Origin of the sequence: Bacillus sp. PS95 (genome assembly GCF_037963565.1) — a bacterium.
In the GTDB taxonomy this organism is placed as follows: domain Bacteria; phylum Bacillota; class Bacilli; order Bacillales; family Bacillaceae; genus Bacillus; species Bacillus subtilis.
This window is the reverse complement of record NZ_CP150160.1, coordinates 165,001-178,468: the sequence shown is the minus strand read 5'-3', so window position 1 is coordinate 178,468 and position 13,468 is coordinate 165,001. Positions and strand designations below refer to the sequence as shown.

19 protein-coding genes, 2 tRNA genes, 2 rRNA genes and 3 pseudogenes (1 of these 26 cut by a window edge) are annotated in these 13,468 nt (G+C 37.5%); 8 read left to right on the top strand and 18 right to left on the bottom strand.

The window, feature by feature from the left end:
• Positions 1–309: 309 nt before the first annotated feature.
• Both NSQ12_RS01070 and NSQ12_RS01065 read left to right on the top strand, forming a co-directional pair.
• A pseudogene (locus tag NSQ12_RS01070) lies at positions 310–2,023 on the top strand (T7SS effector LXG polymorphic toxin).
• Between the two features lie 5 nt (positions 2,024–2,028).
• Positions 2,029–2,313: a hypothetical protein gene (locus tag NSQ12_RS01065; protein ID WP_033885405.1), complete on the top strand. Its 285-nt coding sequence runs from the start codon at positions 2,029–2,031 to the stop codon at positions 2,311–2,313.
• 612 nt (positions 2,314–2,925) lie between these two features.
• Here NSQ12_RS01065 and NSQ12_RS01060 read toward each other — a convergent pair.
• Together NSQ12_RS01060 and NSQ12_RS01055 are read right to left on the bottom strand one after the other, a co-directional pair.
• Positions 2,926–3,213 (bottom strand): annotated as a pseudogene (locus tag NSQ12_RS01060) (phage portal protein); the annotation flags it as partial.
• Positions 3,183–3,323 carry a phage terminase small subunit-related protein gene (locus NSQ12_RS01055; RefSeq protein WP_080265386.1) on the bottom strand — a complete coding sequence of 47 codons (141 nt, stop codon included), beginning with the start codon at positions 3,321–3,323 and terminating at the stop codon, positions 3,183–3,185. The pseudogene NSQ12_RS01060 and the gene NSQ12_RS01055, both read right to left, overlap by 31 nt.
• A gap of 182 nt (positions 3,324–3,505) precedes the next feature.
• On the opposite strand from NSQ12_RS01055, the gene yosA reads away from it, so the two are divergent.
• The gene (yosA, locus tag NSQ12_RS01050; RefSeq protein WP_004399362.1) at positions 3,506–3,625 is read left to right on the top strand and encodes a YhzE/YjcZ family sporulation protein YosA; all 120 of its coding nucleotides are present in this window, start codon (positions 3,506–3,508) and stop codon (positions 3,623–3,625) included.
• 90 nt (positions 3,626–3,715) lie between these two features.
• On the opposite strand, the gene NSQ12_RS01045 is transcribed toward yosA, so the two are convergent.
• The 12 genes and pseudogenes from NSQ12_RS01045 to NSQ12_RS00990 form a co-directional block, all read right to left on the bottom strand.
• The gene (locus NSQ12_RS01045; RefSeq protein ID WP_339175684.1) at positions 3,716–3,967 is read right to left on the bottom strand and encodes a hypothetical protein; all 252 of its coding nucleotides are present in this window, start codon (positions 3,965–3,967) and stop codon (positions 3,716–3,718) included.
• Between the two features lie 192 nt (positions 3,968–4,159).
• Positions 4,160–4,600 carry a hypothetical protein gene (locus tag NSQ12_RS01040; RefSeq protein WP_339175682.1) on the bottom strand — a complete coding sequence of 147 codons (441 nt, stop codon included), beginning with the start codon at positions 4,598–4,600 and terminating at the stop codon, positions 4,160–4,162.
• A 45-nt stretch (positions 4,601–4,645) separates the two neighbouring features.
• Positions 4,646–5,671 carry a DNA cytosine methyltransferase gene (locus NSQ12_RS01035; protein WP_339175681.1) on the bottom strand — a complete coding sequence of 342 codons (1,026 nt, stop codon included), beginning with the start codon at positions 5,669–5,671 and terminating at the stop codon, positions 4,646–4,648.
• 10 nt (positions 5,672–5,681) lie between these two features.
• Positions 5,682–6,203: a ParB N-terminal domain-containing protein gene (locus tag NSQ12_RS01030; RefSeq protein WP_339175680.1), complete on the bottom strand. Its 522-nt coding sequence runs from the start codon at positions 6,201–6,203 to the stop codon at positions 5,682–5,684.
• Between the two features lie 28 nt (positions 6,204–6,231).
• The gene (locus NSQ12_RS01025; RefSeq protein ID WP_116316732.1) at positions 6,232–6,753 is read right to left on the bottom strand and encodes a hypothetical protein; all 522 of its coding nucleotides are present in this window, start codon (positions 6,751–6,753) and stop codon (positions 6,232–6,234) included.
• A gap of 248 nt (positions 6,754–7,001) precedes the next feature.
• Positions 7,002–7,508, bottom strand: a complete 507-nt coding sequence (locus NSQ12_RS01020; RefSeq protein ID WP_339175678.1) for a hypothetical protein — start codon at positions 7,506–7,508, stop codon at positions 7,002–7,004.
• Positions 7,509–7,769: 261 nt separating this feature from the next.
• Positions 7,770–7,937, bottom strand: a complete 168-nt coding sequence (locus tag NSQ12_RS01015; protein ID WP_033885256.1) for a hypothetical protein — start codon at positions 7,935–7,937, stop codon at positions 7,770–7,772.
• Between the two features lie 190 nt (positions 7,938–8,127).
• A complete protein-coding gene (locus NSQ12_RS01010) occupies positions 8,128–8,487 on the bottom strand; it encodes an ArpU family phage packaging/lysis transcriptional regulator (RefSeq protein WP_339175676.1) in 360 nt (119 codons plus the stop codon).
• A 102-nt stretch (positions 8,488–8,589) separates the two neighbouring features.
• A complete protein-coding gene (locus NSQ12_RS01005) occupies positions 8,590–8,775 on the bottom strand; it encodes a hypothetical protein (RefSeq protein WP_033885259.1) in 186 nt (61 codons plus the stop codon).
• Positions 8,765–9,061, bottom strand: coding sequence for a hypothetical protein (locus tag NSQ12_RS01000; RefSeq protein WP_250621302.1), 297 nt, complete (start codon positions 9,059–9,061; stop codon positions 8,765–8,767). The genes NSQ12_RS01005 and NSQ12_RS01000 overlap by 11 nt, the downstream gene beginning before the upstream one ends.
• Before the next feature lie 293 nt (positions 9,062–9,354).
• Positions 9,355–9,545: pseudogene (locus NSQ12_RS00995) on the bottom strand (helix-turn-helix domain-containing protein).
• Between the two features lie 31 nt (positions 9,546–9,576).
• Entirely contained in the window at positions 9,577–9,807 is a 231-nt protein-coding gene (locus NSQ12_RS00990; protein ID WP_033885261.1) for a helix-turn-helix transcriptional regulator, read from the bottom strand.
• Between the two features lie 165 nt (positions 9,808–9,972).
• Here NSQ12_RS00990 and NSQ12_RS00985 point away from each other — a divergent pair, with 165 nt between their 5' ends.
• The 5 genes from NSQ12_RS00985 (at position 9,973) to NSQ12_RS00965 (ending at position 12,992) form a co-directional block, all read left to right on the top strand.
• Entirely contained in the window at positions 9,973–10,299 is a 327-nt protein-coding gene (locus NSQ12_RS00985; protein ID WP_033885262.1) for a helix-turn-helix transcriptional regulator, read from the top strand.
• Positions 10,300–10,525: 226 nt separating this feature from the next.
• Positions 10,526–11,191 carry a hypothetical protein gene (locus NSQ12_RS00980; RefSeq protein WP_033885265.1) on the top strand — a complete coding sequence of 222 codons (666 nt, stop codon included), beginning with the start codon at positions 10,526–10,528 and terminating at the stop codon, positions 11,189–11,191.
• 86 nt (positions 11,192–11,277) lie between these two features.
• Positions 11,278–11,538 carry an ImmA/IrrE family metallo-endopeptidase gene (locus tag NSQ12_RS00975; protein WP_247471117.1) on the top strand — a complete coding sequence of 87 codons (261 nt, stop codon included), beginning with the start codon at positions 11,278–11,280 and terminating at the stop codon, positions 11,536–11,538.
• Positions 11,539–11,808: 270 nt separating this feature from the next.
• Complete coding sequence (locus NSQ12_RS00970) at positions 11,809–12,243, top strand: hypothetical protein (protein WP_339175672.1); 435 nt, start codon at positions 11,809–11,811, stop codon at positions 12,241–12,243.
• A 32-nt stretch (positions 12,244–12,275) separates the two neighbouring features.
• Positions 12,276–12,992, top strand: a complete 717-nt coding sequence (locus tag NSQ12_RS00965) for a site-specific integrase (protein WP_339175670.1) — start codon at positions 12,276–12,278, stop codon at positions 12,990–12,992.
• Positions 12,993–13,096: 104 nt separating this feature from the next.
• On the opposite strand, the gene NSQ12_RS00960 is transcribed toward NSQ12_RS00965, so the two are convergent.
• From NSQ12_RS00960 to NSQ12_RS00945, 4 genes are all read right to left on the bottom strand, one after another.
• Positions 13,097–13,169 (bottom strand) — tRNA-Thr (locus tag NSQ12_RS00960).
• Between the two features lie 2 nt (positions 13,170–13,171).
• A tRNA-Asn gene (locus NSQ12_RS00955) sits at positions 13,172–13,246 on the bottom strand.
• Positions 13,247–13,291: 45 nt separating this feature from the next.
• A 5S ribosomal RNA gene (gene rrf, locus NSQ12_RS00950) occupies positions 13,292–13,407 on the bottom strand.
• Positions 13,408–13,462: 55 nt separating this feature from the next.
• A 23S ribosomal RNA gene (locus NSQ12_RS00945) occupies positions 13,463–13,468 on the bottom strand (it continues 2,922 nt past the right edge of the window).

Genomic DNA, 13,468 nt, shown 5'->3' with positions numbered 1-13,468 from the left:
CAAAAGACTCCCAATCATGCATATGCCTCCAATGAGTTAGCATAGGAACCTGATTGTAGTACATAAATAGCACTCCTCCATTGGAATTTTTGGGTTTATTACACATAACATATGATGAAACATAACAATTGAACCTAGGCAAATGCTGATTTGAGATTATAAATATCGATGATAATCTGATTCAAATAATAGGTTAAATGACACACATCAAATTGATCATTTCGCTTTTTTTAAATGACATTACATTCTGCTTCTACTTTTTCTTATGGTAAAATTTTGTTGAAGCTTTTTAAATGAAAGGATATGATCATGAAAGTATTTGAAGCCAAAACATTACTTTCCGAAGCTGATAACCGCGCAAAGGAATACAAAGATACAAGGAGTCAAATGGTCAAATTAAAGAAAGCCTTCAAATCAGTGGCTGATCTTGATGACAGTGAGTTTTCAGGTAAAGGCGCCAATAACATAAAGGCATTTTATGAAGATCAAGCAGGGATCGCTGACCAGTGGATTGATTTGATTGACATGAAAATCGCATTTCTCACGAGTGTTACTGGCATTCTGGAAGACGCAAGCTTATCGGATGCCTACATAGAAGAATCTTTTTTAGAACACGAGCTGGCTAACGCTTATACCTAAATCAAAATCCATCATGTCAGAACAGAAAAAAGCAATGAAGGACATTCTAAATGACATCAACGACATACTACCGCTAGATTTATTCTCCACAGAAACTTTTAAAGACGAACTCTCTTCAACCGACAACAAACGTACCAAGACTATCAAAAAAAATTATGATATCGATGAAAATTTAACATCTGAATATGCGCTCTCAGAAGCAAATGAACAATTGATTCAAGCTGATTACCAAGCACTCATGAACGCTACATCAAAAGGCAAAAGCGCCTCCCCTATTTACTATAATGCAAAAGCTTATAGGGACAGTGAAATTCATAAGATGACCGAGGATGTAAAAAAACAATCTACTGATTATATTTCCTTCAAAGATCAGCAGGCCGAACAAAGAAGAATTGCGAAAGAACAGGAAGAACTCGCAAATAGGCCATGGTATGAAAAGACCTGGGATGTCGTTTGTAATTTTACGGGGGAAGTCTCCGGATATTATGATTATAAGAGAGCTGCGGATGGTGTCGATCCAGTCACCGGGGAAAAATTAACTGAGGGGCAACGAGTGGCAGCAGGCGCAATGGCTGCGGCCGGCTACATCCCTATAGTTGGCTGGGCTGGAAAATTAGCTAAAGGCGGAAAGGCTGTCTACTCAACGAGCAAAGCCATCTATAGGGCAGACAAAGCGCTCGATATCTATAAAACACCTAAGACATTCCCCGCCCTTCAAAACTCCAGTAAAGGACTCTACGGTCTTGCGTCAGCGAATGGTTTTAGTGAAGCAATAACCGGTCGAGATATGTTCGGGAATAAAATTTCTGAGGAGAGACGTGAAAACAGCTTAAACAGTGCGCTTGCCTCAATTGCTCCAATAGGAATGATTGGTGCAGGTAAAGCATTAAAAATAAATTCTGGTGCAGGTAATCCTTCCAACTTATTCAGAGGAGAAGATTTCCCTTATGCAACAAAAAGACCAAATGGTATCGGTAAATCTCATATTTCACCTGAGACCGGGAACCTTGTCCCCGCAAACAAAAGTGGAATGTATCAAGGCCGTCAGGTAACTGTTACGGAACATATTTTAGGAGGGTATAGGAAAGGTGGAAAATCCAATAGTCCATATACCAGTTTTACAATTAACAAAAAGATAGCAAAAGGTTACGGGGAATATACTATTGAATTAAATATATCAGCTCTACGAAAAGCCATACGTTCTGGAGAACTAAAAGGAGTTGCTATCCTGAATCCAAAACAAATTGAGAGACTTATTAAAAATGACACGAGACAAACAGAAAATTGGAAGAAAAAAGCTCTAAAATGGACTAGTAGAGATACGGAGTATTTTGTTAAAGGTGAGATACCAAAAGAATACTTCAAAATGTTTCCTAAGGAGTGAGGAGTATGTTTCTTTATTATCAAAATGAATGCTTAGGTGAAATAGATGGAGCAACAATAGAAGGGCCTTGGGCTTATGGAAAAATCAAACCTAATGAGAATATGGAAAAATTCAAAGATTTTTTCAGAGCAGTGGTGGATGAAGATGATCCCTCTGCAATTGAGAAGTTTGATGATGCTCTACTAGATGATGATAATTGGTTTATCATCGATGATGAGCAAAAAAAAGTAGGGATTTCTTTACCAGGAATCTACGAAGAAGATAACGAAATAAACTGGAGATGGAGATAAAAACAAAAAGGCCCCCTCATTAAGAGACAGGGCCTTTTTAGTGATGCTTCATTGCATCTTGAATAGTTCGCCCAAAGTTCAAATAAAAATTAAAATTAAGTCCTTTGTTGTATATATTAATTTTAAGAAAAGGAGGGATTTGTGATTTTTTATTACGAAGTAATTTGTATAAGTTGCAGGAAAAAATTTAGAGTATATGAAGGCACATTGAAATATAAGCAAGTTAAAGAAAACATGAATGGAAAATATACTTGTGAAGAATGTGGTCATAACATACGTTTAGAGGCTATAAAAAACTTTTTCAGATAACACTTTTTAAGAATTCACAGTATGTTAACTAGAAAACTCGCAAAAGCCTGATTTAATAGGCTTTCTTTTTTTGCATAAAAAAATACCCCCAGTTTGTTCACTGAGGGCAGGTTTTTAGCTTTAAGCGTCCTTTTTATTCTTATAGGGTACAAAATCCTGAATTGCGTTTGTTCCTGTAAGAACGGTCAGTTTTTGATTAGTAAAGTTTTCTTGAACATAGGCTTTTGCATCTGAAAGAGCCTTATCAGCTTTCTCTTGTGATGCTATTTCTGTCTCAAGCTTCTTCCACCCCTGCCAATTCGCCTTCAGCTCGCTTACTTTTCGATATCTTCTGTTATTCAGAATGACATTATCTATTATCTGAAGCGGTTCATTTAAAGCGGCTCGCAAGGTATATGCCAAGTGAGCCGGCTTCATATTCTCCAAGGTTTCTATGAGTTCAGACATGTGTTGCATATCATCGAAGAACTCAGTGAATTTACGGAAACTAAGGAATTAATTAAGGCGGACTCAGCGCAATCGGCGGATCTCATCGGTGTCACCTGATTCCCGCGGTACGTTCAAAATCTTTTCCCATCGTTCAAGCCCCCACCGACCGCGGAGGATCGAGTATCAGTTGGTGAACGTGGAACACGGGTTCCGCCGCTTTCTTCCCACAGACGGAAGGCTTCATCTCGTTTAGGATCTCGTGGTCTCGGCATTACATCTCACCCACCTCCGGACCTCATAATTAAGTTTGTGTTTGTTTTATATAAATTTTTCTGATGTGTCTGCTGTTACACCTTTAGACAAAATATTCATTTTTTCTTATTTAGACTTACATCTATGTCGAAAGTTATTGTTTGGCATACCTTATACTATCTCTACTAAAGGAGGCGATATCATGGGATTCTACAGCGGATATTCTGGTGGATACTCTGGCGGCGGATACGGAAGCAGCTTCGTATTGATCGTAGTCTTATTCATCCTGTTGATCATTGTTGGTGCTACATTCCTTTACTAATCTTAGAGTAAATCCAAAGCCTTTTGAATCACCTCCCTGTAAACTGCAGACGCCATAAGAAGCTTTTATGGCGTTTTGCTATGTGATTAATTAGTACAAATCTTCATCTTTCTGAAGCTCTATATCAAGCTCTATGAGCTTTTTCAAATCGTCCACAGTATTCACCTTGATATGGCCACTTTGGAAGTCTTTGACCCACTGGGCGATACCTGCTTGAATAATTTTTCGGTATTTCTCTTTTGATTGACTGATGTTCTCTAACAACTCGGCACTATGCAGGAGAAGGAGATTTTCTTTTTCATCACCAGAAAGGGAACATACGTTTCTATTTTCTATTGCCATCCTCCCTGTCCTCCATTACAATATGAGATGAGAGCGTGATATTTTCCCACAACGCGGCCGCGTCTTGATCACGCTCTTTGACAGGGAGTCTATCTCTGTTTTGAAAAGGGAGGGTGTTAGCATCACCCTCTTTTTTTGACAGCAAAAAAGACTGCCTTTTGGTTCAGTGGCAGTCTTTCAGATCAATACTTTTTACTCAAGCTCAAGAGTATGAATTAATGGTACTCCAACACAAACAATTTGCAGTAGCCTATAACTTCCATATGCTACAGGTATATGTACTGTTTGTGGATTATCCGGAGTAGTCGGAAGAACTTCAACAGTCGTATCACCGATATTTTCCCATTGAGCATGACTAGGTTCTACTTTTGCTCTAATTTTAAAATCTCCAATTTTTTTAGAACCAAAACCTGTTTTAATTTTAACTATAGATATCGGTTCTTGTTTAGTAAATAAAATTGTTACTGTGCCAAAACCTCTATTACTAAACCAATAAGTAGCATCTTGATTATCCTTTATAAAATTTACTGGATGATCTACATGGCTAAAATCAGCATCAAGAGTAACATCGTCTGGCAATGGTCTGTACTGTGACCAAGATAAATTAATATCAGTTGGATAAGAGTTATTCATAGCTTTATCACCTCCTCACTTCATTAATTTCCATTTATTTGTAATTTATACATTTTTAAACCACTGTTTATGAATCTGCTTCGCTATCCCCTTCATCATTAAAGGCGGCACGCTCATACCACAAACATACTGCACTGAAGCGTCCATAAAATCATAATCGAGAGGAAAAGACTGCATCAATATAATGTCTCGTTCAGAGATATAATAAGGCTCGTCATAACGAACAAAGACAGAACCGCTTGCAAGTGTAGGCGGCACCAGGCTGTTTTTCACTAAAATCGTATTGAAATTAGATTCTTTCCCTTCTGTCCTTTTCGTTATATCACCTATGTTGCTATCTGATGGTTTTCTCTTCACCCATCTCCGATACAATTTTGATGTCTCTTTCAATCTGGATCCACGCCCACTCCTAAACTCTTTATAAGGGATAGGCCGCTCATTAAACGAGAGCTTTAACTGAGGTAAGTTCAGATCTTTTCTCCGGCCAATAAAAAAGACCCGCTCTCTTCTTTGCGGGACTCCCATTGTGGCAGCATTCAACAAAAACACCTGAACGTCATACCCGATTTCTTTCGCTCTTTCTATTACAAGCTTCACATACCCTTTCGCTTTGCCAATGATCATGCCTTTCACGTTCTCGGCTACAAAGGTTTTCGGCTTCAGTCTTTCAACTGCATCCAGGTAATCAAAAAATAAATCATCGAGCGACTGCTTAGCCTGTCCCTCTCTGAAAGCTTTTTCCTTTCCCCAAGCATCCTCACGATCACCAGCCATTGAAAAAACGCTGCATGGAGGGGAACCATCGAAAATATCCAAATCGAATAATTCCTCCGGCAGATCGTCCAATTTGTTGAATTTCCTGATATCCATTAAAAACGAGTATTTAGGATTGTGATTCTTTCTATAGATTTTCATCATTTGCGGATCAATTTCACAGTTTCCGAGAAGGTTATATCCAGCAAGCTTGTAACCCATGGAGGAACCGCCACCACATGAAAACGCACTAAAAACCTTCAATCCGTTCTGCTCAACATTTTTCAGATCAGACAGATACCATCTATAACTGTTCATTATTGCCCACCTACTCATTGAAAGAGAACCCGCATTTAGGACAGGTATGTTCAAATTGGTCCTCCTCGTAATCATCGAGATTAATCTCATGATTATCGGTAACTTTCCCGCCGTTCCCTGCATGTTCTGTCAGATCTTCTAAAATACTTTCTAGTTCGCCTTCTGAAAAGCCGGTGAAGGACAGGTCAAAATTATTCTCTTCCAGCTCTCTTAAAACTTGTTCGAGCTTGTACTCATCCCAATCGCCGCCTGTTTTGTTTAGTGCAATATTTAAGGCTTTTTCCTCGTTATCATCGAGATTTACCACCGAAACAGTAAGCTCTGCAGGGTTATTCTCCATATGTATTTTGAACCGCTGATGGCCACCTACAAGGTTTCCTGTTCTTTCGTTCCAAACAAGCGGCTCGACATTACCGAACCGTTCAATAGATGCTTTTATTCTTTCATAATCGGGATCGCCTGGCTGAAGATCAATCCGAGGATTGTAGGGAGCGGGGTTAATCTTTTCTACTGGTATAGATCTAATATCCATATTGTTTCGCCTCCAAATAAAAAAGCACTCATCTAATATTGAGTGCTTTGGGTTCTAATTCTCTATTAGCAGCTTTTTTCTCAGTTTTTTCAAGTTCAGCTGTTTCAATTTCAGTAAGACATTCTTCCAAGATTCGTTTATAACCATAACTCTTACTTACATTACTAAAATAAATCCCTCTAAAAAGTAGGAATAACGCAAACAAGAGAAAAATAAAAAATAGTACACTAACAAGAATAAAATTTTCTTGGGCCATACTCCTCCCAGACGTAAAGTTATTTAATGCGGTAAAAAAAACAGTTAAGATAACACCATATAATGCAAAATAAGATGTATGCCAAATATTTGTGTCTTTATTTATATGAATAGAATCTTCTAAAATCCCGATGGAAACTTCAATCTCTTTTTTACCCAAATTAGACCTTACCTGCTCCTTATATTTTTCTCTAGTGGAAAAATTCTCATAATAAACCTTTTTCACCTTCTTTCCTTCAATTTCAATTGACTCTAAATATTCAATTACATACTTAGATTTATAAAACTTCCTCATACTATCACCCCCCATTATTATATCGTAGTCACCTTCAATTTTTTTACAGAATAACAAGGGTACTTTATTTTGTACTATGCTCGTCGAATTCTACCTCCTACACGTCTGAAGGTGTCACGTCTCGTTCCCATGATTTCTTCCCAATCCTGCCTTGTCAAAGGTTCATCTGCCTTTGTTGAGGGACTTAACACTTTTTTAAGCTGCTATTTCGTGTCAGCAGATAAAACGTCTCTCATCTTCATCTTTCATTACTCCTTGCCGAATAAGCACCGCCTTACGCTATTCGCTTTTATTAATTTGTGGCCCGCCGATTTCCCTGGAGGTAAGCAAAGAAAATGGAGAGCCGGTTTAAAGACTTTCCTTGCAAGCGGGATCTCACCGCTTGCGTTCCCCGTGACTATCGCGCGCAATACTGCATAGACTCCAGCCGCTCCTCCTGTGAAGCTAACGACCTTCATAGTCATTCGATACATCCGAGTGCACACTTGATAAAGGAAAGGTGCGTCTCCTGGTTTGGCCATAAAAAAACGGCCACTAATCAGCTGTACAAATTCCCATGTACAAAAGATCAGCGTCCGTAGGTATCTCCTTTTTGGACTGTTATTTACGTTCGTTTTCTTGTTTCTATCGTATGACAAATTGAGCATTGAAAAACCACCTATCGGGTCGATTTCTTCAGCACTTACAGAATTAATACCAACACTAGACACAAAGAACCCTGCAACAATCGCACCAACAAAGAATATTTTTTTCATTCCCTTTTCCCCCAAATGAATCATTTTATTTTTTCAATCGATTTAACAGGTACTTCCGGTGGATTGAGAATTAAATCAATCCGTTGAACAGTGACAAAGACGACAGAAAAAATCAAGGAACAAAGAAAGGTTAGTAAAAGTATTTTCCACCAATTTAAGTTATTCATCATCTCTCCCTCTTTTCTTAATTGGTAATATTACCTATTTCCAATATTAAACACTTTTAGGTAGAAAGTACAGGGGGAAAAAGGGAACATTTTGTTAAAATCCTTGAAGCGTATAGGTCAAAAAGATAAACACCACAATTATGGTTACAACAATAATTGCTTCTTTAGAATAATTTTTGTCATCTTCTTGCCCTTGTTTCTTCTTTTTAATTTCTTCTCTATACTTTTGTTGAACTTCTTTCTTCTTATCATTCGTTTTCATGATTAAACCCCTTTGAATCCAATTTGATTTAGATTCATTATTCCATCCCCCCTTTCAATTTATTGCAATTTTAACGCGCAACAATTAAGTACACCAGTGTAAAAAGCCTCGGCTATTATCCTACTAATGATCACTCGCAATTGTAGATCTTAATACAGAGTTGACGTCTAAGGGCACAAAAAAACAGCCCTTAGATTATTCCAAGAGCTGTTGCAATAGCGTTGATAGCATGCTTCTTTAACATATAAAATTTATCCGATTTAATGCCAAGCTCCATATAAATATCAGTATCTGTTCTTTGCTTGGGTGAGAGGTATTTCATCCTCACGATCTGTAATTGAAGTTCATCCAGGCAATTCTCTAAAGCTCTATCAATTTGCTTAACTTTCAGATCGTTATATTCGGTGCTTTTCCGCAGCTGGAGGAATAACCCAACGACTCCCTTTTCCTTTTGCTCTTTCCTATTCTCCGCTTGAATTTTTAGTGATCTATACGTTTTCAGTTCTTTAATAACAATATTCCGAACTTCTTTTTCATTAACTTCAGGCAAAAATGACAGTTGCCTGCTGCAGTCACAAAGTACCTCCTTTTTGAAATAGAAAAGGACACTTTATTTATAGCCACCGCTAAAATTTTTGTCCGCAATGTGTATTTAATTTAAAAATGATTTATATTTTATAAATACTGGATTGTCTTCACGGTAAACTTCTGCCCATCCACCAATTAGTTTGTCGTTAGAAAGCTTGATTGCGCCTTCCAAATCAACCATTTTGCCTTCACGCTCAAAGATAATTCCAGCCTTAAAGCCTTGAAATTGTTCGTTGTCCTCAAGAAGCACCTTTGATTAACCCCCTCGTTAAAAGCTTCATTTTATGCTTGCCCCACATCTTCACCCATGAAATTGAGTATTCCTTACATAGAACAACGATTAGCTGAGTTAAAGCTGTTATGACGTCTAAACATTCCTGAATCGATTTCTCAATCATTTTTGTATCTGACAAAGTTTTAGTATTGACTGAAATATGTTCGACTGAATTTTGTAGTGCGTCTAGGGCTTCTGTCATTTGTATCTTGGATTGAACAAGAAGGTTCACCCTGTGCAAATCAGCTGTTTCCCCATCCAAGATTAAAGGTCCCCAGCCTGTATAATCAGAAGCAGCTTCAAGGGCAGGCCGGGATCATTATGTTTCTCAGCAAAATACTGGGCCACCTCCGGCTGTACTTTGTGGCGGCCGCATTCCTGATGAGATACAGTGAAAGAAATAATTCATCGTCCATAGATAACTGCTGTTGTGTAAGTTCCGCCTCTTTACGAGCGCTTTTTAGTGCTTTCGGTGCTCTACCAAATTTCACTTTAAACCTCTCCTTTATCTACCAAATTTCTTCCTTTCAATTGGTAAACTTTAGTTAGAAGCGGTTATACTAACTCTTTCATGCTGTTTTGTTCCTGCTTTTTGATCCACTCATTAAGAGAATCAACACGAAAGAAAATTTTCTTTCTAACTTTGAAATGAGGAATCTGACCATTTCTAACCATGATATAAATTGTTTCCTTATGAACCCCCAAAAGTCTGCGGCTTCTTGAGGGGTTAGAGCAGTTCGATTCAATGTAAATACCTCCATTTAAGCGGAGTCCTGATTATGAAACCTGTGGTTTATATCCTGTCAAAAAAATAGTCCAATCAAGACCTAATACCGGAGCAAGTTTCATAGCTACAGAAGGTGATGGTTGTCTCTCACCTCTCTCAATCAAACCATAGTATTGACTGGTGATTCCAGCCTTAGAAAGATCAGCAACTTGTTTCTGACTAAGGTTCCGGTCTTTTCTAGCTTTAATTAAATATTGAGTAAGAGCAGATGTCTTTTTCAAATCATCACCTCCTTTTTGTAAACTGTTTGTTTCTACGCTGTTAATAATAAAAGAAATCTATAGTTTCTTTCAACTCTTTTATGAAACTTTTAGTTTCCTTTTGTTTACGAAACTAATTGTTTCTATATAATAATTGTCAAAGGCAAATAAAGTGAGGAACCTACTATGTTTGGAGAACGTTTAAAAAAATGCCGTACCTCCAAAGGATATAGCCAGCAACAGATGGCGGATTTCTTAGGAATTACGAGACAAGGATATGGGAAGTATGAGATTGGTAAGGCTGAACCTGATTTAAAAACCCTTACTAAATTAAGCAATATATTAGGAGTTTCAACTGACTTTCTTCTAAAAGGCACACATGCACAAATTGATCTCGATGAAATTTTAAATGATCCCGAGACCTTAATTGCTGGCCGTGATGCTACGATTTCGAAAGAGCAAGCTAAAGAACTCTTGTATTACCTTTTGAAAAAAGAGTTCGACGAACAATAGGAGCTATTCTTTATTCATAATTCTTCTTCTGGTAAAACATTTGTTTAATAAAAAGAAACCTAAGTGTTAAATAAAACTTTTTGCACACCCTAAAAACATAGATATATCAAGGGTTTATGGCTGATGCACACTGTAAAACAAACTGTTTAACATTCATTGAGTTAAATGAAAGATAAAGAAAAGTTAAATCATCAAAGAGTGTATTCATATTGAGGGGGACAATTACTTGCAGCTTTCCAAAAAAAGAATCTTATTACTTTTATTGTTTATGATGAGTTTATACTTAACTGCTTGCAGCTCTTCTGATTCGTCAAACGAGGCAAACAATAAAGAGGACACAGCAGACGAAAATCAGGAAGATACATATCAAACAGGAAACAACCGTTCTTTAACTAAACCCGGTCAAAAGTACAAAGAAGATACTGGGGAGATTGTTGAATTAAATAAAATAAAGAATCCAGATAAACATATCGATATTTCACCTCTTAAAGTGACAATAGACGATATAAAAGTGTTAACTCGCACAAATATTCCTAGCGACACTCTGCAGATGTATGAACTGAAAGTCGCCAAACAGCTTGATGAACCTTTAAGTTACATTCAAATAACTGTTACAGCTGAAAATACAGGAGATGCGCTTGTAAAATGGAAAGGGATTTCTATGGTCATCCCAAACACAAAGGAACAAATAGAAGTAGATAAAAATAACCTTATGGAGAATGGACCACATGATATCTACGGGAACGCTAAAGATGAGTACACAATAGGAGTTATATATGACGGGGATCCAGAAGAGATAAATTCTTTGACTCTTGTTCTGGGAGATACTTATGATAGCGAATCATATAAAACTATAACAAACGAGAAGACTATTAAATTAGATATAAACTAAATATAGTATTTAAGCTCTTTAGGGAGCTTTTCTTTTCAACACAAAAACGAACATAAGTTTGCGTTACGTTAGTAGGAGGCTTTATCTTGTATCAATTATCACTTCTTGAAGATCGAATCAAGACAATATATACAGGTATTGGAATTGCTGATCCGGTTACATGGGACTTGGAACTAATTGCAGATAGGTTAAAAATAATAGTCCATTACAAAAACCGTTCATCTGTAGCAGTAAAACTGCTGGGAATGGCTTGTATTATTCTTGATTCGCGATTATCTAAAAAAAAGCAGTGGGAAGACTTTTCCCATGAACTGTGCCATCACATAAATCATGTAGGTGTTCAATAAAAATTACCCCCACTCTTTAGAGAATTACAGGAGAATCAAGCAAATGCATTTATGTATCACTTTGCTGTACCTAGCTTTATGCTGAAAAACATCAAATTACCGGTAACCAAGCGAGAATCTACAAGTCTCATATCTGATTCATATCTGATCTTTTTCAGGTTACACATCCTTTTGCGGAAAAAAGATTGGATATGTACTTCCGTAAGTTATTCAGCTTTAAGTACCAATCATTCATGATTCAAAAGAATAAAGAAAGGGAGAAAATTTTATATGCCAACAATTGAAAAAAGAGGCGAAAAGTCATTTCGATTAGTTGTTGATATCGGTACAAAGAGCAGGCGTAAAAGAAAGGTCAAAACAATTAGAATAGAGGATCCAGCTTTATTAAAAACCACTAAAAAGCTGTGCAATTACCTGGTGAGTGAATGGTATAAATTCAAAACAGAAGTTGAAGCCGGCGCTTATATCACACCACACAAACGAACATTCAATATGTTCATAGAGGACTGGGAGAAAAAATATGCCCTGGATCATCTCGATGATAAAACTCGTGAAACTTATGAATATATTTTGGGGAAAGAAATACAACCCTATTTTGGAGACATGTACTTAGACGAGATTCAGCCGATTCACATATTAAATTTCTTAGAAGAATACCAACGAGAAAATGATGTCTCAACATCAAGCATTCATGCTAGATATTGAATCATTAGAGATATCTTAGGAAGAGCAGCTGAGTGGAAGATTATAAAAGAAAACCCTGCAGAGAATGTAAAGCGGCCAAAACAAAATACAATGAATATGAAATTTATACTGAAGAAGAAATAAAGGAAATCTTTATACTATTAGATGAACACGCTCCATTGAGGAACAGAGTTATGATTAAATTTGCTTTTACAGGTGGATTTCGTAGAGGAGAACTATTAGCAATCGATGAAACAGATTTATTTTTTGATACTAATGAAGTCAGAATTGATGAGTCTTTACAATATACAAAGAAGAGAGGTTATCGGTTTAAAGATCCTAAAAGTAACTCTTTCCGTAAAGTTACGATGCCGCCTGATGTAATGCAAGAAGCAGCCATTTTGCTACGGGAGATCAAGAAGAATAAATTACTGTTGGGTGAACTGTGGAGAGGAACAGATAAGCTTTTGTTATTTGCTGGGGATATGGGACAACCGCAGTATCCAACCTCACCTAATACCTGGTGGCAGAGATTCACTAAGAGGCACAACATCAAGCCAGGACGTCTTCATGATATGAGACCCTCACACGCAACAATGTTGATAAATCAAATTGGGAAAGTACCTGGATTAAACATTAAAGCTATTTTTCAGAGGCTTGGCCATGCTAACGTCCAAACCACATTGAATATTTACACTCATGCTAACCGTGAATCAGATATTTTAGTTGCTGATGCAATCAATAATATATTTAAAACGGGGACATTTTAGAGAGATTCTCTAATTTGCCACCCGTATGACACCCACATATTTAGACAAAAAAATAACAGTTCCATATTTCGCGGAAACTGCATAAGATCAACGTATTTTAGATAAGCTTCCAAGCGGGCTCGAACCGCTGACCTCTTCCTTACCATGGAAGTGCTCTACCTGCTGAGCTATGGAAGCAATGGCTCCGCAGGTAGGATTCGAACCTACGACCGATCGGTTAACAGCCGATAGCTCTACCACTGAGCTACTGCGGAATAATATAAAGCTTCATAAACAAACATGGTAGAATTAATAAATCTGCTTGGCGGCGTCCTACTCTCACAGGGGGAAACCCCCGACTACCATCGGCGCTGAAGAGCTTAACTTCCGTGTTCGGTATGGGAACGGGTGTGACCTCTTCGCTATCGCCACCAAACAAATTGAGAGTGTTCTCTCAAAACTAGATAACAGGTGTGACATCATTCAAAAATATGGTT